Raw genomic sequence first — 21,191 nt, 5'->3', positions numbered from 1 at the left:
GCAGTCTCAGCCCGGTTCCTTCTTCGTCCGGGTAGACACCAGTTGCATGAACGCCTCCTGCTGGTAGCGGCTCATGCGGAGTTTCTGTCCGGTGTCCATCGTCACCACGTGGTGGCCGTTGAACCAGGGGTGGATCGACTGGACGCGGCGCACGTTGATGATCGCGGAACGGTGGACGCGGGCGAAGCGCCGTGGATCGAGCCGTTCGGCCAGCGCGGTCATGGTTTCCCGCACCTCGTGCACGCGATCGGCGAGGTGGATCTCCACGATGTTTCGGTTCGCCTTGATCCAGACGATGTCGTCGACGTCGACGAAGGTCACGCGCTCGTCGACGCGTACCGGCAGGCGCTCGAGGTAGTCCTCGCGCCGGCGCAATGCGTCCAGCACCTGCTGGATGGCGGGACCGCCCTCGTTCCGGCTGCCGCCGGCGCCCAGCCTGGCCTTCGCGCGGCGCAAGGTCTCCATGAAGCGGTCGCGACCGAACGGCTTCACGAGGTAGTCGACCGCGTTGGCTTCGAACGCGCGCACGGCGTACTGCTCGTACGCGGTGACGAACACAGTGGCCGGCATGCGCCCTGCCCCGATGGCGGCCACGACATCGAGCCCGGTCATCGCCGGCATCTGGATGTCGAGGAATACCAGGTCGGGTGACCGCTCGCGAATCGCCCTGACAGCCGATGCTCCGTCGCCGTATTCACCGGCCGGCTCGATGTCCGGGTCTTCCCGCAGGAGACGAAGCACGGCGTGCCGTGCGATGGGCTCGTCGTCGATCACCAGGGTGACGATGCTCATACGCTTGCGATCTCCGGGCCCTCGTCCGCGTCCTCGGTTTCACGGAACGGCAACTGGATGCGGCAGGCCACGCCTTGCGGCCAGAGCATGTCCAGGCGAACGTGGGCGGCGTCCCCGTAGAGTTCGTGCAGCCGGAGCGCGGTATTCGAAAGGCCGATGCCGTGCCCTCGCGTCGAGCCACGTGCGTTCTCGTCCAGCACGCTGTTGCGATTGCGCACCTCGATGCAGAGCTTGTCGCCTTCGCGGCGGCTTTCTATCTCTATCTGGTCCGCCCCGACGCGCTCGCCGATGCCGTGCCGGATGGCGTTTTCCACGATGGGCTGCAGGATCAGGCTCGGCACCGCGCAGTCCAGCGTGGCAGGGTCGATGTAGACACGCGTGGTCAGGCGGTCCTTGAAGCGCACGCCCTGAATGCCGAGGTAGAGGTCGAGCAATACGAGTTCGCGCCGCAGGCTGATCTCCTGGCCGTCGTAGTCTTCCAGGAAAGCGCGCAACAACTCGCTGAGGCGAAGCAGCATGTCCTCGGCCGTGAGGGCATCTTCCTTCAGCAAGGTGGCGATGGCGTGCAGCGTGTTGAACAGGAAGTGCGGCTGCAACTGCGACTTCAATGCCTGCAGGCGGGAGCGCGCGAGTTCGGCCGCCAACTGGTCGGCCTCGCGCTCGCGCCGCGTCTTCTCCTCGTGGAACGCCATGGCCTGCTGGATCGCGAAAAGCGCCCAGTAGGTGAGGAACCCCGTGGCGAAATGCTGGCCCACGAATTGCCTGATCTGCTCCAGGAGGGAACTGGGCTCGAACACCGTGGATACCGCGGCGCCCACCATGAGGGCGAGCATGGTGACGGCCACGCTCGCCACCAGTTGCACCCCCAGCCCACGAATGCGGAACTCGCCCTGGTGCGAATAGAGCGCCGCCAGCCGGAACACCAACGGAGCCAGGGCGGCCCACGTGTACCACTGGATCATCGACCAGCGCAGGTAGTCCCACGCATCCCACTCGTGGCCGACGAGTTGCGCGTTGAGGTGGTTCTGGACGGCGAACACCACGGCGATGCCTGTCCATAGCGCGAGATAGCGACCGAAACCGATTTCCGTCGTACCCAGACGAACCTTCATGGCGTGTATCCCGTTGACCCTTGCGCGCATGGTAGGCGCATGCGTGACGGTGGCAAAGCGAATCGCCGCCGCGCTACGAACCGTCCCGCGGCATCGACGATTCGTCCCGGGACGCTTTCCCCGGCCGCGTCCATCCCGCTTCCATGGCATCGCAAACGCCACGGAGCACATACCATGTACGCAGCACGCATCGCCTTCCTCGCCCTGGCCGCCGTCGCCTCCCTCTCGCTCGCCCGAGCGGCCGAAGCGAACCGGCAGCCCGCAAGGATGTTCACCCTGCTCAATACCTCCGACCACAGTGTGACCGCCGTCGCCGCGGGGAACAGCGACCTCGCGCTCGGTGAGCCGTTGCCGGGCGGGCGGGCCGCCGTCACTGTGCGGCTGCCGGAAGGCGGATGCCTGCGCGACTTCCGGGTGACCTTCGCCGACGGGACCTCCCGCACCTATCCAGGCATCGACGTGTGCCGCTTCCACCGCCTGCGCTTGGGGTCGTGGCCCCGGTAGCTTCGCCGCCTGCGCGCCGATTTCACGTCCGCTAGGGTTTTCTTCGATTCTCGGCGGAACAGGGTGCGAGGTACCCATGACGATGCCACTGCGGTGCCGCACTCCACCCGTTACGGAGATCCGCGCTTGAAGGATACGTTCTTCAGGCGCAATGGCCTGAGCATCGTCGTCCTGGCGATGATGCTTGCGGCATGGACGGCCCAGGCCATCAGCGGCCACGCGGCACATAACCAGGAACTGTCCGAGCATGGCGAAGCCGCCATCGGATGGACCGAGTACCTCGCCAGCGGCGACTTCTGGTCGGCGACGTTCGAAAACTGGGAGAGCGAGTTCCTGCAGATGGGCGTCTACGTCCTCCTGACTGTCTGGCTGCGGCAGAAGGGTTCGGCCGAATCGCGGCCGCTGGACGACGCCGAGGAAGAGGACACGCCCACGCCGGAGCACCTTCAGCCGAAGGCGTGGCGCCGCGGCGGTGCGGTGCGCTGGCTTTACGCCAACTCGCTGTCGATTGCGTTCCTGCTGCTGTTCGCCGGCAGCTTCACCGGGCACCTGCTTGGTAGCTGGCGCAAGTCGATCGGCGAGGCCATCGAGCACCACCAGCCCGTGGAAACCCTGGGGCAATACGTGCTCGATCCGTCGTTCTGGTTCGAATCGTTCCAGAACTGGCAGAGCGAATTCCTTGCCGTCTTCTCGCTTGTCGTCCTGTCCATCTTCCTGCGTCAGAAGGATTCCCCGCAATCGAAACCGGTGGACGCCCCGAACAGCAAGACGGGCTCCTGAAAGAGCCCTATTCCAGCGTATACAAGGGGCGATCCGGCGGCTTGTGTGCCACGCTCTCGCGCAGCGCCACATAGGCCTCGGACGCCCAGAAGTCCTTCATCGAAACGGGCCGGAGGCTTTCGACAGGCGCATCGACGCGGCCGCCGAGCAGCATCGCCGTCATCGTCTGCAGTATCGGAACCTCCGGCAGCATGTCCTCGACGAAGAGGAACTGACCGGCCTGGTTCACTTCGAGGAAATGGAATTCCCCGTGCGCGTCGACCACCAGGTCGATGCAGCCGAATACGAGGCCGAGCGCGCCCATCAGGTCGCGGAGCTTCGTTTCGACCGCGGGAGGAAGCACCATGCGCTCGGCTCGGAACGAAGGGTCTTTGCTGTGCCCACGCCAGTCGACGAACGCACCGTCGGTGCCTTTGCCGAGCCGTACGGCAAACAGGCGATCGCCGATCACCGTGACCCGGACGTCGTATCGCTTCTCGATGTAGCGTTGGTAGATGCCGGGGCACACGGCAATGGCCTCGGGCGGCAACTCGCTATCGGCGTTCAGCAGCACCACGCCCACGGCGTGCATCCGGCCGCTGTCGCGCTCTTCCCACTGGTGCACCAGGAAGCTCTTGAAGACCACCTGCCCCCAGCGCTGTATGAGCGCCGCGACTTCCGCCGCGTCCGTCGTCACGACCGTTTCGGGGAATGGAATACCCAGCTTGCGGCACGTGGCCAGTTGCACGAGCTTGTGCTCCGCGCGTTGCGCGGCCGCGAACGGATTGACCCACAGCGCATCGCCATAGACGCCCTGCACGCCAAACAGATTGCGTTGAAAGAGCTTCCATTCCCACGTCGCGAATGCGCGGTCTTCCTCGGCACAGTCGGGCACGGGGTCGTGCACGCGACGGTTCCAGACGGCGCTGACACGATCGCCCGCCAGCAGCGAATCGTGGAATGCTTCGTGATCCTGGCCGATACGAAAGCTGTAGTGCACGCCATGGCCGGCGCTCAGCGACGGCGTCCAGACAGGCTCGATGCCTTGTCGCCGAATGGCCCAGGCGAGCGCGCAGGCATGGGGGTCGTCCGGAGGCGCGAGGATCAGTGGGCGGCTTTGCATGTCGCTATCCCTTGACGAAGTGCGCCCCGCGATGCGGGGCGCGTCCTCCATCGACGCGTCAGCCGCCGATGATGCCCACTTCCGGCTCCGGCCTGTCCGGATCGGTGTAGATGGTCAGGAAGAGTCCACCGTGATCGTCTTCGGCGACGGGTGTGACCTCGAAGGCACTGAGCCGCGCGAAAGCGCGAACTTTCATGGAAGCATCATGAGACTGCGAAGCGCTGTTCTTCATCGAAAGAACTCCTTGGTTGATCGCACGGGATGGATCGCAGGAAAACGCCTTGCCCGCAACGCCTGAGCGAAGGGACTTTCCGATACTACGTGCCTGCCGGCCCGTCCGGCCGGCTTCCGCCGCCCTCCTGCCGGAAACGCGTACGATCCGCCTCAACGATGCGTCGTGCGCAGGGGTACGTCGCGCAAGCGCAGCGCCATGAGGAAAGCCACGACCACCAGCGCCGACGCCACGAAGTACACGGTATGCATCGATGCAGCAAACGCGTGCACGTAACGTTGGTGGAGTGCGGCCGGCAGCGCCCTGACCGCGGCAGGACCGAACGAATGCACGGTTTGCGCGCCTCCCGGCAACACGCCGTGCAGGCGTGCTTGCAGGCTGATGCTGAAAATGGCGCCGAACAGGGAAACGCCGATCGAACCGCCGATCGAACGGAACAGCGTGACGCCGGACGTGGCGACGCCGAGGTGCTGCATGTCCACGCTGTTCTGCGTCGCGAGCACGAGCACCTGCATCACCATGCCCAGGCCGGCGCCGAGCACGCCGGTATAGATATAGAGGAAGAACACCGGATCGCCCTCGCCCACCGTACCCAGCAGAACGAGCGCGGTCGCCGAAAGCGCCGTGCCGAGGATGGGAAAGACGCGATAGCGCCCCCACCGGCTGATCAGCCGCCCTACCACCACGGAGCTGACGATCACGCCGCCCATGAGCGGCAGCAGTTGCATGCCTGCTTCGGTGGGCGATGCATTCTTCACCACCTGCATGTACAGCGGAATGAACGTGGTCGATCCGAACAGCGCGGCACCGACGAAGAAGCCGATGAGGCTGCTCAGGAGGAAGATGCGATGTCGGAACAGGTGCAGCGGCATGATGGGTTCCGCGGCGACACGTTCGGCGCGCACGAAGGCAAGAATGGCAGCCACGGCTATCCCAAGGATGAGCCAGAGCTTCGCCGAGTCCCAGGGCAGCACCGTACCGCCTTCGGTGGTGAAGACGATCAGGCAGCTGAGCGCCAACGTGAGCGAGGCCGCGCCCTTGTAGTCGATGGCGTGGCGCACATGGCGCACGTGCGGGCGGAACACCGCCGCGATGATGGCGACGCAGAGCAGGCCGAGGGGCAGGTTGACGTAGAAGATCCATCGCCACGAGAGGTGATCCACCATGAATCCACCGAGCAGCGGACCGAGCACCGTGGCCAGCCCGTACACGCCGCCGAACAGACCCTGGTACCTGCCGCGTTCCGCGGGTGGGATCACGTCGCCGATGGATGCGATGGTGATCACCACGAGCCCGCCGCCACCGAGCCCCTGCAACGCCCGGGTGAGAATCAGTTGCACCATGTTCTGCGCCATGCCGCACAGCACGGAACCGACGAGGAAAATGGCGATGGCCACCTGCATCATCCGCTTGCGGCCGTAGAGGTCTCCGAACTTGCCATACAACGGCACCACCACGGTGGAACTCAGCAGGTAGGCCGTGACCACCCAGGACAACTGGTTCAGGCCGCCGAGCTCGCCGACGATGGTCGGCAAGGCCGTGGAGACAATGGTGCCGTCGAGCGCGGCCAGGAGCATCACCAGCATCAGTGCGGTGAACAACAGGCGCAGCGGTTGTTTCGGCGCAGCCGCGGTCGCAGGTTCTTGCGTCGTTTCGGTCGTCAAGGCGGTACCCCCGGGGCGATGGGACGGGCGACTATACCGACGCCGGCACCCGATTCCTGCCCTGCCTTTTGCCATTGGAGAACCGCGGACACCTTACGGTATAGTATCTACAACGGCGTAGAATTCGTTTTTTTCCCCGGAACGAGCGCCTTGGCCTTCCCCTACTCCCTCGTCATTTTCGACCTCGACGGCACTCTCGTCGATAGCGCAGCGGCCATTGCCGATGCGGTCAACCGCACCCTGCGCGACTGGAAGCTGCCGACTTACGACACGGCGGAAATCACCGGATGGATCGGCGAGGGGTCGCGCAAGCTCATCACCTCCGCATTCCGGCATGCCGGCAGCGACGCGAATATCGACGACGTGATGCCGGGCTTTCTCGAACACTATGCCGAGACCGCGCTCGACGGCCCTGCGTATGACGGCGTCGTCGAGACACTCGCCAGTCTGTACGCGCAAGGCGTGAAGCTTGCCGTCTGCACGAACAAGAATGAGGAGTTCGTACGCCCGCTGCTCGAGGTGCGCGGCATGCTCCGCTACTTCGACGGTATCGTCGGCGCGAACACCTTGCCGGAACGCAAACCGAGTGGGGTCCCTCTGCGCTACCTTTCCACCCAGGCCAAGGTCGACATCGACCAGACCCTGGTGGTGGGCGATTCGGAGAGCGACGTGCTCGCCGCGCGCGATGCCGGCATGGACTTCGTGCTGGTCAGCTACGGCTATCGCAAATCGCTCGATCTTCGCACCGCGGGCGCCGTCGCCGTCATCGACCGCATGCCCGACCTCCTGCTGCTGGAGCAAGGGGGTCGGGTAAGGGGCGTCAGTTCGTCTTCGTAGCCGTGATGGATGCCTTGATGAGCGCCAGGTCGTCCTCGATGCCGTAATCGGGCGGCGCCGAATAGCCGAAGCGCACAATCACCAGGTTCTGCGAAGGTACTACGTAGATGCGCTGTCCCATCGTGCCGCTCGCATAGAACCCGTCCTTGGGAAACCCGGCCTCCACGCGCCACTTCGCCGGCAGACTGGGACCGTCGTTGGTCCAGAAACCCGCACCGTAAGGCGCACCGAGCGTCGATGCGCGCGACCACGCCACCCATCCCTCGGGAAGGAGCCGCGTGCCGTCGGGCGCAATGCCGTCGCGAAGGTACAGCAAGCCGAAGCGGGCGAAATCGCGGGCCGTGGTGTACACGTAGGTGGAGCCGACGAACGTGCCGCGACCGTCGAACTCCATGGTGACATCACCCATCCCGAGCCGGTCGAAGAGTTCGCGCCGCGCGAATGCACGCATGCCCGCCGCACCCCCGCCCACTTTCTCTCCCACCAGCCGGGAGAGCAGCACGGTGTCCGCCGACGTGTAGTCGAAGCTGCGGTTCGGCGGTTCTTTCGCAGGCTGTGCCGCTGCATAGCCGGCCATGTCTCCATGCAGGAATTCCATGCGCGCCACTGGGCTGTAGGCCGATTCGGCTTCTTCCGCCGCCAGGCCGCTGTGCATGCGCAGGAGGTCCTCGACCGTGATCGTGCGCCTTGGATCGCCGGGCGCCTGCCATTCCGGCGCACCCAGGGGCTGGTCCGGGCGGATCTTTCCCTGCTTCGCAAGAATACCGAGGAAGGCATTGGTGAATGACTTGGCTACCGAGAAGCTCAGCAGAGGCGTGTGCAGGTCGAAGCCGGGCGCATATCGCTCGGCAATGACGTGGCCATCCTTGACGATGACCACCGCCTTCACATGCTTCACGGGCTGCGTGGGCGACTCGGCGAACACGCGATCGAGGGCGGCCGCGATCGAGGGCTTCGACGCGGCCACGGGACTGGCGGGGGCGAATCCATCCTCCGCGGCGACATGCCTCGTCGTGTCCGCCGTCAAAGGGACATTGCCCGGCAGTGCGAGCCTGCATCCGTAGCCCGGGGTGAAATCCGCCCGGGCGAGCGTGCTTCCCAAGGGACCGGACACCTCCACGCTCCGGGTATCGCGCGAAACGTGGGGGCTGAGCAGCCTGCCGACGGTTTCACCCAGCACCGGCACGACGAGCTGATCGTACGTTTCTTTCGGGTCCTGCCCGCTGAGGTAGGTCATGGAGCAGACGTGGTGCGCCGCGACCCCAGCGGCGACGCGGATCGCCTGGTCCGGCCGCCACACAAGCCAGGCCGCGACGCCGAGCGCGATGGCCGCGCCGGCCACGACATAGGTTTTCTTTGCCATGGGTGTTCCTCCTTTGGGTGGGAGGAGTCTGCGCGGCGGGTCGCGCCGGCTGTGGCAGGTCAGGGACGAAGCCGCCCGCGGCAGGGACGAGTTCCATGTCGCAAGGGAGGACACGCCTCCCATCGCTTCAGAGCGAAAGGCCCGGAGGCAGGTTTTCCAGATAACGCCGCGTCCACGTGACCCGTCCGCCATCGGCCAGCAGCAGGCGTTGCTCGCCGTCGGGCCAGGGCTGCACCTGACGGATCGCATCCAGGCGCACGATCGTGGAACGGTTCACGCGGACGAACGCGGAGGGATTCAGGCGCCCCTGCATGCTGTCCAGCGTGCCGCGCAGCCGGTGCGCCACGCCGTCGACGAACACGTCGAGATAATTGCGGCTGGCGACGATGCGATCGATCCGCTCGACGCGGACCAGTTCGGCCGCATCGCCGCTCGGGAGGAGCAGGCGATCCAGGTACCGCACGGGAACCGGCGCGCCATCGAGGAGTCCTTCCACGCGCCCTGCGATGTCGAGCGAGGGTTTCACGTTTCCCAGCAATCGGGTCACGGCCCGGGCGAAACGCTCGGGCCCTACCGGCTTCAGCAGGTAATCGAAGGCATGGACCTCGAAGGCGCGCACGGCGTGCTCGTCGTGCGCGGTGACGAAAACGATCTCCGCGGGCAAGGGATCGCCCAGCGCCTGCAGGACGGCGAAGCCGTCCATGCCGGGCATGGTGATGTCGAGGAACATCACGTCGGGACGCTCGCGGCGAACGAGCGCGACGGCCGAGGGACCGTCGGCCGCTTCGCCGACCCACAGCAGCCCTTCGCTGGCCGCCAGGTATCGGCGTAGCTTGGCCCGCGCCGGCGCCTCGTCATCGATGACCACCGCACGCAAGGTCATGCAGCCCACCGCCGCGCCGGTAACCACACGGTGACGACACTGCCGCCTTCGGCCACCGGATCGAGTCTCACCCCGGCCTCGTTGCCGTACAGATGGTGCAGCCGCGCATGCACGTTCCCGAGGCCGATGCCGTGGCCGCCATGGGTGGACTGGCCGCCGCCGTAGTCACGGATGCGGACCGTCAGCTGTCCGGCCTGCCGCGACGCGTCGATGAGGACATGGCGTTCGACGCCCGCGCCCCCGTGCTCGATGGCGTTCTCCACGAGCGGCTGGAGAAGCAGGAAGGGAATGCGCAACTCGTCCAGCGCGGGGTCGTTCTCCACCCGAACATCGAGACCGTCGCCGAAGCGCACGCGCTGTATGTCCATATACAGCGCCACCAACCGCCACTCGTCGGCCAGGCGGTGCTCCTGCGCCGTGGCGGACAGCGTCGCGCGCAGCAGCTCGCCGATGCGCGACAGCATCTCGTCTGCCAACCGCGGCCGCTCGTACATCAATTCGGACACCGCATTCAGCGTGTTGAACAGGAAATGCGGATTCAGCTGCAGGCGCAGCGCCTCCAGCCGGGCCTCGGACAGAGCCGACTCCAACTGGGCCGCGCGCAGCTCGCGCACCTGGCCCTCGCGATAGCGGTCGAACAGCCAGAGGCCCATCACGATCACGGCGTAGAAGAAGAGCTGGGTAGGCACCTCCATCAGGTAACGCCACACCATGACGCCATAGGCGAAGCCCGGCATGCCCATGGCGCCGAACACGAGTTGGCGCAGGCCGATCATCAGCGTGGTCTGCACCGCCGAGAGCACGGCGAACAGCATGGCGTGGGTGTACCAGGTCCAGCGAACCCGGCGCAGCGCGAAAAAGAGGAGGGGGAGCAAGGCGCCGAAACTCACGGCGCCGGTCAGTTCCTCCACAAGCTTCGGAAGGAACACCGTGGGCTCGCGATTGGCCACGTCGATAAGGTAGCGGTTGGTGGCACGGAGCAGACCGATCGCCACGATGAGAAGCGCCCCGAACCCATAGGCACGCCGTCGCCAGTCGGATCGCCTCAGGCTGTCCCCGTTCGCGCTATCCATGTCGTCCCCCCGGACGATGCTGTCCCCGCCGGCTCTTATACCAGAGCCGGCGGGGACATCGGATCACGCGGTGCGGCGCGGCAGTACCCAGTCGGGTCGAATGAAATGGCAGGTGTAGCCGTTCGGGTACTTCTCCAGGTAGTCCTGGTGCTCCGGCTCCGCTTCCCAGAACGGGCCCGCCGGGGCGATCTCGGTCACCACCTTCCCGGGCCACAGGCCCGACGCGTTCACGTCGGCCACCGTGTCTTCGGCCACGGCTTTCTGCTCGTCGTCGAGGTAGAAGATGGCCGACCGGTAGCTCGTGCCCACGTCGTTGCCTTGCCGGTTCAGCGTGGTCGGGTCGTGGATCTGGAAGAAGAACTCCAGCACCTTGCGGTAGCTGAGCTTCGCCGGGTCGAACTCGATCTCGATGGCCTCGGCATGCGTGCCGTGGTTGCGATACGTGGCGTTGGGCACGTCGCCGCCCGTGTAGCCCACCCGCGTGGCGACCACGCCGGGCTGCTTGCGGATCAGGTCCTGCATGCCCCAGAAACACCCGCCGGCAAGGATGGCGCGCGAGGTCGTCATGCCGCACCTCCCTGCCCGTTCGCGAACAGGCTGGCGTACTGCCCGTAGCCTTCCTTCTCGAGGTCCGCCACGGGAATGAAGCGCAACGACGCCGAGTTGATGCAGTAGCGCAGGCCGCCGCGATCGCGCGGGCCGTCCGGGAAGACGTGGCCCAGGTGGCTGTCGGCGTGCCTGGACCGCACCTCGGTACGGATCATGCCGTGGCTCTTGTCCACGTTCTCCTCGACGTGCTCCTTCTCCAGCGGCTGCGTGAAGCTCGGCCAGCCGCAACCGCTGTCGAACTTGTCCAGCGACGAGAACAGCGGCTCGCCGGAGACGATGTCGACATAGATGCCGGGCTCGTGGCTGTCATGGAATGCGTTGTGGAAGGGACGCTCGGTGGCGCTCTCCTGCGTGACCCGGTACTGCTCCGGGGTGAGCCTGGCGAGGGCTTCGGGCGTCTTGCGGTAGTCGGACATGGAGGGCTCCTGATAGGGGGAATCGCCGGCGTCGGGCCCCTGCCCTCGCCGGCGCTCCCCCCATAATGCGGGCAAAGCGCCCGCTTGCAACGGCCCTGCCGTTACCGGCTCGCGTACCGTCCGTCCATGACAACGAACGCGCTCAGGCCGCGGCGTCTTCCACCCAGCGGTGCCCGGAACGGCGCAGGAGTTCACGTGCCGAATCCGGGCCCCAGGTGCCGGCTTCGTACGCGTCCGGCGCCTCGTCGCTTTCGCGCCAGTTTTCCAGGATGGGCGTGACCCACTGCCACGCGGCCTCCGTCTCGTCCTTGCGCACGAACAACGCCGGACTGCCCTTCACCGCGTCCAACAACAGCCCTTCGTACGAGTCGCGATAACGAGCCTGCGCCGGCCGTGCCGGTCGCGAAAGCGCGTCCACCTCTTCCAGGCCGAAGCCCTGGCCGGGGTGCTTCACGAACAAGGGCAGCGTCACGCTCTCGTCGGGCTGCACGCGAATCACCAGGCGGCTGCCGGGCCGTGCTTCACCGAAGAGGCCCGGTTCGCCGGGGCGGAATTGCACGATCACTTCGGTGACCTTCTCCGGCATGCGCTTGCCGGACCGCAGATAGAACGGCACGCCGCGCCAGCGCGGGTTGTCGATTTCCGCCTTCAGCGCCACGAACGTTTCGGTCCTGCTCGGCGTTTCGCCGGGAAGTTCCTCCCGATAGGCGGGAACGGGCTTGCCGCCCGCCCTGCCTTGCACATATTGGCCCCGCGCGACGTTCGCATGCAGGTTCCGGGGATCCAATGGCCTCAACGCCTTAAGCACACGCACCTTTTCGTCGCGAAGCGCATCCGCGTCGAGGGACGACGGCCGTTCCATCGCGACCACCGTAAGTACTTGCAGCAGGTGGTTCTGGATCATGTCGCGCAGCGCGCCCGATCCGTCGTAATAGCCGCCGCGACCTTCGAGGCCGACGGTTTCGGCGGCGGTGATCTGCACATACTCGATCGACTCGCTGTCCCACATGCGTTCGAGCATGGGATTGGCGAAGCGCAGCGCGATGATGTTCTGAACCGCTTCCTTCCCGAGGTAATGGTCGATGCGGTAGATGCTGCCTTCCGGGAAGTACCGCCCCACGCCGTCGTTGACCTTGCGCGCGGTCTCGAGGTCCGTGCCGATCGGCTTTTCCAGCACGATACGCGACGTTTCGCTACGGAGGCCTTTCTCCGCCACGTTGCGCGCGATGTCGCCATACAGGTCCGGCGCCGTGGCCAGGTAGAACACACGAACCTTCGTCCGTCCCGCGCCGGAATCCAGCAACGATGCCAGCGCCGGCCAGTTTCCGGACGACTCCGCGCCGTTCAGGCTCACATAGTGAACCATGCCAAGGAACCGGTTCAGTGTCGTATCGACGATCTCGTCGACGCCGATGTATTCGCGCAGGGCGACGCGCACGCGCTCGCGGTAGGTCTCGTCGTCCAGTGGCGACCGCGCGGTGCCGACGATGCGCGAATCGCCGGGCACCTGTCCTTCCGCGAAGCGTCGGTACAGCGCAGGCAAGAGCTTGCGCATGGTGAGGTCGCCGGTGGCGCCGAAGATGACGTAGTCGAACGGGTCGACCGGATCGAGGGGGAGTGTGGGCTTGTTCATGGGAAGCATGGATGAGGTGCCCGGGGTGCGTTTCAAGGGTGCAGACCCGTTTTCACCCTTGACCACCAGGCATAGCTCTTGTGCGCCGGAAGGTATGACACCCGTCCTTCGTTCGTCCCCATGCTTTCCGGAGACGGGCCCACGGTGGGCCGGAAACGAAGGAAATATCCCATGAGCAGCAAATTGAAAGACAAGGTCGCCATCGTCACCGGCGCTTCCAAGGGCATCGGTGCAGGCATTGCCAAGGCGCTGGCCGCGGAAGGCGCAGCCGTGATCGTCAACTACGCTTCCAGCAAGGCCGGTGCGGACAAGGTCGTGGCCGATATCGAAGCCGCTGGCGGCAAGGCCGTGGCTGTCGGCGGCGACGTGTCGAAGCAGGCGGATGCCGAGAACCTGGTGGCGAAGGCCATCGAGCACTTCGGCCGCCTCGATGTCGTGGTGAACAACTCGGGCGTCTATGAGTTCTCGTCGATCGAGACCATCACGGAAGCGCATTATCGTCGCATCTTCGACATCAACGTACTGGGCACGATCCTGGTGACACAGGCCGCCGTGAAGCACCTCGGCAAGGGCGGCAGCATCATCAACATCGGTTCCGCCGTCACGCGCCTCACGCCTGCCGAAAGCGCCGTCTATTCCGGCACCAAGGGGGCCGTGGACGCGATCACCGGCGTACTGGCCCGCGAACTGGGCCCGCGCGGCATCCGCGTCAATGCGGTGAATCCCGGCATGGTGATTACCGAGGGCGTGCAGTCGGCCGGCATTGCCAACTCGGACTTCGAGACCTGGGCCACGAGCCAGACGCCGCTGGGCAGGGTCGGACAGGTGGACGACATCGCGCCGATCGTCACCTTCCTGGCAACGGACGACGCACGCTGGGTCACCGGCGAACTCCTGCTCGCCTCCGGCGGCATGCGTTAAGTGAGACCGTAGAGCTCCGGGTGGAGGAAGGGCGCCATCGCCAGCACCATGGCTTGCGTGTACGCGCTTTCGCGCGTGGCGTGCCCGTTGGTGACAAGGCCGATGGCGCCCCCTTGCTGCTTGATGTTCACGGTACCGAACAGGCGATCCATCACATCGCCCAGTTCCTCCCCTTCGAGCAAGGCTTCGTAAACCGCCGGCGGTAACGGCAGCCATGCGCTGCAACCCACCGACACGTCGTTGCCGCTGGCGATGGCCACGTAGCCGAAGGTGCCGGGGCCGTCTTCGGTCACGTCCACTCCGCCTTCCAGCGCGACGTAGAAATCCGCGTCGCCGTGCTGGCGGCAGAAGTTCATGCGGTTGATCGCGCCCTCGCGCGTCTCGGCTGCGCTCATGGGTTGGTCGGGCACGCCGGACGGCGCATGCATGCCCTCGCATTCCACCAGGCGCCCCGGGAACAGCGGCGCGAGCGCATTGCGCACCGCGCCGACCTTCACGGGATTGCGCGACCCCACCAGGACGCGAACGGGCGACGTATCGTGGTTCACGGATTTCAGCCCGCCAGTGCGCGATCGACCATCGCCTGGGCTTCCGCGAGGATCGCCTGGAGGTGTTCCTCGCCCCGGAAGCTCTCGCCGTACACCTTGTAGATGTCTTCCGTGCCCGAAGGCCGCGCGGCGAACCAGCCATTGGCCGAGATCACCTTGATGCCGCCGATGGACTGGCCGCCGGCCTTGTTGGTGACCTCGACCACATCATCGCCGGCGAGCGTGGTCGAGGTGACCTGCTCCGGCGCGAGCCTGGATAGCTTCGCCTTCTGCGCGTGGTTCGCCGGCGCGTCGATGCGCGCATTGGCCGGGTTACCGAGCAAAGCCGTGATGTCGGCGTAGATCCGGCCAGGGTCCTTGCCCATGCGTGCCGTCATTTCGCCCGCCAGCAACGCGGCCACGATGCCGTCCTTGTCGGTGGACCAGGGGCTGCCGTCCTCGGAGAGGAACGAGGCACCGGCGCTCTCCTCGCATCCGAAACCCAGGCTGCCGTCGTAGAGGCCCGACACGAAATACTTGAAGCCCACCGGCACCTCGCGCAACGGCCGGCCGAGGTGTGCGGCCACGCGGTCGAGCAACGCCGTGCTGACGGCGGTCTTGCCGACGGCGGCGTCGGCGCGCCAGCCGGGACGGTTCTGGAAGAGATACCAGGCGGCCGTCGCCAGGTAGTGGTTCGCCTGCATGAGTCCGCTGCTCGGCGCCACCACACCGTGGCGATCGTGGTCGGTATCGCATGCGAACGCCACGTCGAAACGGTCCTTCAGGCCGATAAGGCGCTGCATGGCGTACGACGACGAGGGGTCCATGCGCACGCGGCCGTCCCAGTCCAGCGACATGAAGGAGAACGTGGGGTCGACCGTCTCGCTCACCACGGTCAGGTCGATCCCATAACGCTCGCCGATGGCGCTCCAGTAGTGCACGCCGGCGCCGCCGAGCGGGTCGACGCCCATGCGAACGCCGCTGGCACGGACGATCTCCAGATCCAGCACGTTGCCGAGGTCGCCCACATAGCGCTGGAGGAAGTCGTATTCGTGGGTGGTTGCCGCCTTGCGCGCCTGGGCGAAAGGCATGCGCTTGACCTCACGCAGGCCGCCTTCGATGAGCGCGTTCGCCCGCGCCGCGATCCAGCCCGTGGCATCGGTGTCGGCCGGACCGCCATGCGGCGGGTTGTACTTGATGCCGCCGCTCTCGGGCGGATTGTGTGAAGGCGTGATGACGATGCCGTCGGCGAGACCGCTCTCGCGCCCGCGGTTGTACATAAGAATGGCGTGCGAGACGGCGGGCGTGGGCGTGAACTCGCCCCCGGCCGATACCTGCGTCGTCACGCCGTTCGCCGCCAGGACCTCGAGCGTGCTTTCGAAAGCCGGCCCGGACAGCGCGTGGGTGTCGATGCCGACGAACACGGGACCGCCCACCCCCACCTGGGCGCGGTAGTCGCAGATGGCCTGCACCACCGCCAGGACATGCCACTCGTTGAACGACCGGTCGAACGACGAACCGCGGTGGCCGGAGGTGCCGAATGCCACCTTTTGCTCCGGTATCGACGGGTCAGGCTTCAGGTCATGGTAGGCGGCCAGCAGGGCCGCCACGTCGACGGGCTGGGTTTCCGTGGCGGGTTTGCCCGCAAGCGGGCTGATCTTGGCACTCACCGATGGCTCTCCTCGGACTGCGATATCCGCAAGCATACGATGTGTTTTGAGATTTCTTCCATGTCCGCGGAAGCGCGGCATGGTTATCGTGACTGCATCACGCCCGCATCACGCGGCGTTTCACAATTGCAGTCGCTCGATGTACTCGAAGATCTCGGCATCCGTTTCCAGCCGAAGCTTCCGCATGGCGTTCGACTTCTGCTGGCTGATAGTGGAGAGCCCACGACCGGTGGCCCGGGCAATATCGGTGACGCTGTTGCCGGCGGCGAACAGGCGCAGGATCTTCAGCTCCCTCGGAGAAAGGTCGGCCAGCGTCCCGGATTTCCCCAGCGGTTCGCCGGGTGGCGCACCGATCAACTCGCGTACCGAGGCTCCCAGGTAAACATGGTTCGACAGGATTTCCACCAAGGCCTCGGGAATCTCCCGGGTGTCGGCCGACTTTCCGATCAGGCCGAGCACACCGGTACCTATGATTTCACGATAGAGCGCGGGGTTGGCGAGCGTGGTGATCACCATCACGGGCAACGCCGGATACGCGCGGCGCACCTCGCGCAACAGCGCCAGTCCGTCGCGACCGGGCGCCGGCATGCTGAAGTCGGTAATCAATGCATCGCACGGCGTGGTGGCGAGCAACTCGAGCAGTTCGTCGGGCGACTGCGCTTCCGCCACCACGGTGGCGAGTCCGTCTTTGGCGAGGGCCAGGCTGAGGCCCTTCAGCACCACGGGGTGATCGTCCGCCAGAATGACGCGGTAGACCATGAGTGATCCATCCTTTCTTGCTTGTCCAGTCACTGGCGAGCTGGTCTCGAATATCGCCGGTGGAGCACAGAGTTGAGCATATCGCGCTTTCTGATGCCACTACGCCGGCGTCTTGCCGCGTGGTGCACCGCTTGCGGTTGCCGTGGACTTCGTACTCATTCGCAACCCGAACGGGCACTTCCCCACGTGCTCGCGCAACTCGCCGCGCACTACGGAGCAACGGCGCACGCGCATGGCACGGTGTTCGACATGGAAGTGGATCCCGCGCTCGTACCAGAGCTCGTCGGACCTTCGCACGCCCTGGCCAACGCGCTGTCGCTGCTGCTCGACCGCGCGTTCGGGGCCGACGCCGGCCGCGTCGCCTTGCATGTGGACGTGGTGAGTGACGACATCGCGGGACAAGTCGTGCATTTCACCGTGGCGGAAGAGCGCGCAACCTGCGAGCCCAACGACGCGAACGTGCGCGAAGCCGCGACGATCGTCGCCGCCGTGGGCGGCACGGTGCACACCGAGCAATGTTCCGACATCGGCGACCGCGTGATTGTGGAACTCGCCTTCGATCTTCCCCACACGCCGCCTTGCGTCGACGTCGATGCCCTGCGCAGCGCGCTCGGTGGCGAAGCGGCCCTGCGTGAAGTGGTGATCGCGCTGGACCGGGCGCTTTCGATCGACGTCGCGGATCTCGACCTGCTGCTGCAGCGGGAAGGCATCGCGCACCTCCAGGCCTGGTTGCACCGTGTATCGGGTGCGCTCGGCATGGCGGAGGCCAGGGAGCTTTCGCGCGTCGGCCTGGCGCTGGAACGCGAGCTGGAAAACGGACGCCGGCCGCGCCTCGACCGCGCCATTCGTCGCTTCGCGGAAGATGCCGTCGGGGTGTTCCGCACGCTTCGCGAACAGGTGCCCGCCGATCGGCTATAGTCCCGCACCGTGACCACCCTGCCCGCCATCGACGCCCGCTCCGCCGATCGATTGCACGACTTCGTCGATGCGCATGCGCGCCTGTTCGTCGTCACCGGTGCCGGCATCAGCACCGATTCCGGCATTCCCGACTACCGCGACGGACAGGGCGAGTGGAAGCGCAGTCCGCCCATGACCCTGCAAATGTTCATGAGCGGTCCGCAGGCCCGCGCCAGGTACTGGGCGCGAGGCATGATCGGCTGGCGGCACTTCGCATCCGTGCAGCCGAACGTGGCACACCGGGCCCTGGCGGCCCTCGAGCACGCGGGCCGCATTGAGTTATTGCTCACCCAGAACGTGGACGGGCTGCACGAGGCTGCCGGCAGTCACAATGTGGTCGACCTGCACGGCCGCCTCGACCGCGTACGCTGCATGCAGTGCGGCGACATCTCCACCCGCGACGCCATGCAGCGCCGCCTGCAGGAAGCGAACCCCACCTGGATGGCCTTGCAGGCCACGATCGCACCCGACGGCGACGCCGACCTCGACGGCGTGGATTTCTCGTCGTTCGAGATTCCGCCGTGCACCGTCTGCGGGGGCATCCTGAAGCCCGACGTGGTCTTCTTCGGGGAAAACGTGCCCCGTGCCCGCGTGGACACGGCCTGGGCACACCTCGCGCGCGCCGACGCCATGCTCGTGGTGGGCTCGTCGCTGATGGTCTATTCCGGCTACCGGTTCGTCCTGGAAGCCTCGCGCCGGGGTCTTCCCATCGCCTCGGTGAACCTGGGCGTCACGCGCGCCGACGCCTTGCTCACCCTCAAGGTGGAACTACCCTGTGGCGAGGCTCTGGCCCGCTACGCCCGCTAGCGCCTTGCGCGAAAGAACCGGCGAAGCAGATCGCCGGACGCCTCGGCTTCGAGTCCGCCCACGACCTCCACGCGATGGTTGTGGCGTGGCGAAACCAGGGTGTCGAAGACGCTGCCTGCCGCGCCGGTTTTCGGGTCGGTGGCGCCGAACACCACCCTGCCCACGCGGGCATGAACCATGGCCATGGCGCACATGGCACAGGGCTCCAGGGTGACGTAGAGGGTGGCGCCGGGAAAGCGATAGTTCGACAGCGCCTGTCCCGCTGCGCGCAGGGCCTGTATCTCGGCGTGAGCCGTCGGATCGCTCAGCGTGATGTTGCGGTTCCAGCCTTCGCCGACCGCGACACCGTCCAGCACAAGCACGGCGCCCACCGGCACCTCGCCCTCCTCATCGCGCGCATGCACCGCCAGTTCCAGCGCACGGGCCATCCAGCCGCGATCGGCGTCGGTGAACGACGCTTCGGCGGGGGAAGGCATGGATTCGGAAGGCAACGGACCGGTCATGGCGCGAATGGTACATCCAAGCGGCCAAGCTCTCCCGAGCGCCACGACGGCACGGCCACGAAGCGATGGTTGGGTACTGCAACTTTCGCCCACCCTTTCGGTACACACGTCGCATGAACCAGCCAGCCACGCCAAGCGGATTGCTCGGAGACACCGCCGCGCGCGACTACTCGCGAAAGCTGCGCCTTTTCAACGCTTTCGCGGCACCTGAAATCAGGCAGGCCATCGCGCAACTGGGGCTCCGCCCCGGCGCACGCGTGCTCGATGCCGGATGCGGTACCGGGGAGGCATTGCGCTGGCTGTCCGACCAGGTGGGACCGCGTGGCAGTGTCGTCGGTTTCGATCTCGCAGCGGCGCACGTCGCTGCGGCACGCGCCGCGGCACCCGGCGTCACGGCCGTCATGCAGGCCGACCTCGCAGCGCCGCCGATCGCCCCCGCCACGCTGGACCTCGTGTGGTCGGTAAACACGTTCAATCACTTGCGCGACCCTGTGGCGGGCCTGCGGCTGGCCGCTTCCCTGCTCCGCCCCAGCGGGCGCATCGCGCTCGGACAGAGCTCGCTGCTGCCCGACATGTACTTCGCCTGGGATTCGCGGCTGGAGCGGCTGGCGAACGAGGCCGTGCGGCAGTACTACCGCGACCGGTATGCGCTGGACGAGCGCGATCTGGCCTCCGTTCGCGCACTCGTGGGCATGATGCGCGCCGCCGGTCTTCGCGACGTCGCCGTACGAACCATCCCCATCGAACGCATCGCGCCCGTGGCCCGGGAAGACGAGGATTACCTCGTCGAAGCCATCTTCAGGAACTCGTGGGGCGAACGGTTGCGGCCGTACCTGTCGCGCGAGGACTACGACGAACTGCAGCGGCTGTGCGATCCGGCGCATCCGGACTTCGCGCTCCGCCGCCCCGACTTCCACTTCCTCCAGACCTTCACCCTTGCCATCGGCACCGCGTCGTAGACAACCGCTCGGGCGGAGCTTGTCCTGCCGCCATCAACGCCGGAAGCAACCCGTCACGTGATCGTCGACGATGCCCACCGCCTGCATCCAGGCATAAGTGATGGTCGGCCCCACGAACTTGAAGCCGCGTTTTTTCAGGTCCTTGGAAATAGTGACCGACAGCGGCGTCTGCGCGTGCACGGTGCGCCCGTCGCCGCGGATCACTTTTCCATCGGTGAACGACCAACAGTAGGCGGCGAAGTCCTCGCCGCGCTCGCGCATGGCTTCGTAGATACGAGCGCCTTCGATCGTGGCCTCGATCTTCGCGCGGGAGCGAACGATGCCGGGGTCTTCGAGCAGGCGTGCCATGTCTTTTTCCGCGAAGCGCGCGACCTTCGCCGGGTCGAACCCCCGGAACGCATTGCGGAAGCTCTCGCGCTTGCGAAGGATGGTGATCCACGACAGCCCCGCCTGGAAGCCCTCCAGCATCAGCTGCTCCCAGAGCATGCGGGAGTCGTGTAGCGGCACGCCCCATTCGGTGTCGTGGTATTCCAGGTAGAGCGGGTCCGTGCCCGCCCACGGGCAGCGTTTCGGTGCTTTCGTCATGGAGCTAGAGGCCAAGTTCGGAGAGTCCGGGATGATCGTCCGGACGGCGCCCCAATGGCCAGTGGAACTTGCGCTCGCTTTCGGCGATGGGCAGGTCGTTGATGCACGCGTAGCGGTGGTGCATTTCGCCCGCCTCGTCGAATTCCCAGTTTTCGTTGCCGTAGGAACGGAACCAGTTGCCGCTGTCGTCGTGCCACTCGTAGGCGAAGCGTACGGCGATGCGGTCGCCGGTGAACGCCCAGAGTTCCTTGATCAGCCGATAGTCGAGTTCCCGAGCCCATTTGCGCGTGAGGAACTCGACGATCTGTGCCCGCCCGCGCACGAACTCCGCCCGGTTACGCCATTGGCTGTCCGGCGAATAGGCCAGCGCCACCTTCTCGGGCGTTCGGCTGTTCCAACCGTCCTCTGCCAGGCGCACCTTGCGGATGGCGGATTCGAGGGTGAACGGAGGTACGGGCGCGGCCATGACAAGGCTTCCTTGTGGGGAGACGACACTTTAGGGC

General features: G+C 66.1%; 24 protein-coding genes. 7 read left to right on the top strand and 17 right to left on the bottom strand.

What is annotated here, in order from left to right; translation table 11 throughout:
* Window positions 1-6 precede the first annotated feature (6 nt).
* The gene (locus tag FHS47_RS06570; protein ID WP_167024634.1) at window positions 7-792 is read right to left on the bottom strand and encodes a LytTR family DNA-binding domain-containing protein; all 786 of its coding nucleotides are present in this window, start codon (window positions 790-792) and stop codon (window positions 7-9) included.
* Complete coding sequence (locus FHS47_RS06565; protein WP_167024631.1) at window positions 789-1,904, bottom strand: histidine kinase; 1,116 nt, start codon at window positions 1,902-1,904, stop codon at window positions 789-791. The genes FHS47_RS06570 and FHS47_RS06565 overlap by 4 nt, the downstream gene beginning before the upstream one ends.
* 174 nt (window positions 1,905-2,078) lie before the next feature.
* On the opposite strand from FHS47_RS06565, the gene FHS47_RS06560 reads away from it, so the two are divergent.
* Together FHS47_RS06560 and FHS47_RS06555 are read left to right on the top strand one after the other, a co-directional pair.
* Complete coding sequence (locus tag FHS47_RS06560) at window positions 2,079-2,408, top strand: hypothetical protein (protein ID WP_167024628.1); 330 nt, start codon at window positions 2,079-2,081, stop codon at window positions 2,406-2,408.
* Window positions 2,409-2,534: 126 nt separating this feature from the next.
* Entirely contained in the window at window positions 2,535-3,188 is a 654-nt protein-coding gene (locus FHS47_RS06555; RefSeq protein WP_343203513.1) for a DUF6766 family protein, read from the top strand.
* Between the two features lie 7 nt (window positions 3,189-3,195).
* Here the strand turns inward: FHS47_RS06555 and FHS47_RS06550 are convergent, their stop codons facing one another.
* From FHS47_RS06550 to FHS47_RS06540, 3 genes are all read right to left on the bottom strand, one after another.
* Window positions 3,196-4,290, bottom strand: coding sequence for a hypothetical protein (locus FHS47_RS06550; protein ID WP_167024625.1), 1,095 nt, complete (start codon window positions 4,288-4,290; stop codon window positions 3,196-3,198).
* Window positions 4,291-4,348: 58 nt separating this feature from the next.
* Window positions 4,349-4,486, bottom strand: coding sequence for a hypothetical protein (locus tag FHS47_RS06545; protein ID WP_167024622.1), 138 nt, complete (start codon window positions 4,484-4,486; stop codon window positions 4,349-4,351).
* Between the two features lie 188 nt (window positions 4,487-4,674).
* Window positions 4,675-6,186, bottom strand: a complete 1,512-nt coding sequence (locus tag FHS47_RS06540) for an MDR family MFS transporter (RefSeq protein WP_208381822.1) — start codon at window positions 6,184-6,186, stop codon at window positions 4,675-4,677.
* 150 nt (window positions 6,187-6,336) lie between these two features.
* On the opposite strand from FHS47_RS06540, the gene FHS47_RS06535 reads away from it, so the two are divergent.
* Window positions 6,337-7,023 carry an HAD-IA family hydrolase gene (locus FHS47_RS06535; protein ID WP_167024618.1) on the top strand — a complete coding sequence of 229 codons (687 nt, stop codon included), beginning with the start codon at window positions 6,337-6,339 and terminating at the stop codon, window positions 7,021-7,023.
* On the opposite strand, the gene FHS47_RS06530 is transcribed toward FHS47_RS06535, so the two are convergent.
* The 6 genes from FHS47_RS06530 to zwf all read right to left on the bottom strand — a co-directional run bounded on the left by FHS47_RS06530 (window position 7,007) and on the right by zwf (window position 13,000).
* Window positions 7,007-8,386 (bottom strand): serine hydrolase, encoded by a 1,380-nt coding sequence (locus tag FHS47_RS06530; RefSeq protein WP_167024615.1) that lies wholly within the window; start codon window positions 8,384-8,386, stop codon window positions 7,007-7,009. The two genes, FHS47_RS06535 and FHS47_RS06530, sit on opposite strands and share 17 nt — an antisense overlap.
* 127 nt (window positions 8,387-8,513) lie before the next feature.
* Window positions 8,514-9,269: a LytTR family DNA-binding domain-containing protein gene (locus FHS47_RS06525; protein WP_167024612.1), complete on the bottom strand. Its 756-nt coding sequence runs from the start codon at window positions 9,267-9,269 to the stop codon at window positions 8,514-8,516.
* Window positions 9,266-10,342, bottom strand: coding sequence for a histidine kinase (locus FHS47_RS06520; protein WP_167024609.1), 1,077 nt, complete (start codon window positions 10,340-10,342; stop codon window positions 9,266-9,268). Before FHS47_RS06520 ends, FHS47_RS06525 begins: the two co-directional genes overlap by 4 nt.
* Before the next feature lie 63 nt (window positions 10,343-10,405).
* On the bottom strand, window positions 10,406-10,909 hold the full coding sequence (gene msrA, locus FHS47_RS06515) for a peptide-methionine (S)-S-oxide reductase MsrA (RefSeq protein WP_167024606.1): 504 nt from the start codon (window positions 10,907-10,909) through the stop codon (window positions 10,406-10,408).
* A complete protein-coding gene (gene msrB / locus FHS47_RS06510; RefSeq protein ID WP_167024603.1) occupies window positions 10,906-11,367 on the bottom strand; it encodes a peptide-methionine (R)-S-oxide reductase MsrB in 462 nt (153 codons plus the stop codon). The genes msrA and msrB overlap by 4 nt, the downstream gene beginning before the upstream one ends.
* 142 nt (window positions 11,368-11,509) lie before the next feature.
* Entirely contained in the window at window positions 11,510-13,000 is a 1,491-nt protein-coding gene (zwf, locus tag FHS47_RS06505; protein WP_167024600.1) for a glucose-6-phosphate dehydrogenase, read from the bottom strand.
* Between the two features lie 171 nt (window positions 13,001-13,171).
* Here zwf and FHS47_RS06500 point away from each other — a divergent pair, with 171 nt between their 5' ends.
* Window positions 13,172-13,921, top strand: a complete 750-nt coding sequence (locus FHS47_RS06500; protein ID WP_167024597.1) for a glucose 1-dehydrogenase — start codon at window positions 13,172-13,174, stop codon at window positions 13,919-13,921.
* Here FHS47_RS06500 and yjjX read toward each other — a convergent pair.
* The 3 genes from yjjX to FHS47_RS06485 form a co-directional block, all read right to left on the bottom strand.
* Window positions 13,918-14,469, bottom strand: a complete 552-nt coding sequence (yjjX, locus tag FHS47_RS06495; RefSeq protein ID WP_167024594.1) for an inosine/xanthosine triphosphatase — start codon at window positions 14,467-14,469, stop codon at window positions 13,918-13,920. The genes FHS47_RS06500 and yjjX overlap by 4 nt on opposite strands.
* A gap of 5 nt (window positions 14,470-14,474) precedes the next feature.
* Window positions 14,475-16,118 carry a phosphoglucomutase (alpha-D-glucose-1,6-bisphosphate-dependent) gene (pgm, locus tag FHS47_RS06490; RefSeq protein ID WP_167024591.1) on the bottom strand — a complete coding sequence of 548 codons (1,644 nt, stop codon included), beginning with the start codon at window positions 16,116-16,118 and terminating at the stop codon, window positions 14,475-14,477.
* A gap of 120 nt (window positions 16,119-16,238) precedes the next feature.
* Window positions 16,239-16,877, bottom strand: a complete 639-nt coding sequence (locus FHS47_RS06485) for a response regulator transcription factor (RefSeq protein ID WP_167024589.1) — start codon at window positions 16,875-16,877, stop codon at window positions 16,239-16,241.
* Window positions 16,878-17,063: 186 nt separating this feature from the next.
* Between FHS47_RS06485 and FHS47_RS06480 the strand changes: the two genes are divergently transcribed.
* Complete coding sequence (locus FHS47_RS06480) at window positions 17,064-17,795, top strand: hypothetical protein (RefSeq protein ID WP_167024586.1); 732 nt, start codon at window positions 17,064-17,066, stop codon at window positions 17,793-17,795.
* Window positions 17,796-17,813: 18 nt separating this feature from the next.
* Complete coding sequence (locus FHS47_RS06475; RefSeq protein WP_208381946.1) at window positions 17,814-18,641, top strand: NAD-dependent protein deacetylase; 828 nt, start codon at window positions 17,814-17,816, stop codon at window positions 18,639-18,641.
* Here FHS47_RS06475 and tadA read toward each other — a convergent pair.
* A complete protein-coding gene (gene tadA / locus FHS47_RS06470; protein ID WP_167027729.1) occupies window positions 18,638-19,069 on the bottom strand; it encodes a tRNA adenosine(34) deaminase TadA in 432 nt (143 codons plus the stop codon). The genes FHS47_RS06475 and tadA overlap by 4 nt on opposite strands.
* A 188-nt stretch (window positions 19,070-19,257) precedes the next feature.
* On the opposite strand from tadA, the gene FHS47_RS06465 reads away from it, so the two are divergent.
* A complete protein-coding gene (locus tag FHS47_RS06465) occupies window positions 19,258-20,103 on the top strand; it encodes a methyltransferase domain-containing protein (protein WP_167024583.1) in 846 nt (281 codons plus the stop codon).
* A 33-nt stretch (window positions 20,104-20,136) separates the two neighbouring features.
* Here FHS47_RS06465 and FHS47_RS06460 read toward each other — a convergent pair whose 3' ends face one another.
* Complete coding sequence (locus FHS47_RS06460; RefSeq protein WP_167024580.1) at window positions 20,137-20,688, bottom strand: DNA-3-methyladenine glycosylase I; 552 nt, start codon at window positions 20,686-20,688, stop codon at window positions 20,137-20,139.
* 4 nt (window positions 20,689-20,692) lie between these two features.
* On the bottom strand, window positions 20,693-21,154 hold the full coding sequence (locus tag FHS47_RS06455) for a nuclear transport factor 2 family protein (protein ID WP_167024577.1): 462 nt from the start codon (window positions 21,152-21,154) through the stop codon (window positions 20,693-20,695).
* Window positions 21,155-21,191: the final 37 nt, after the last annotated feature.

Origin of the sequence: Luteibacter sp. SG786, from assembly GCF_011759605.1 — a bacterium.
GTDB lineage: Bacteria > Pseudomonadota > Gammaproteobacteria > Xanthomonadales > Rhodanobacteraceae > Luteibacter.
This window is presented reverse-complemented; position numbering and strand designations above follow the sequence as displayed.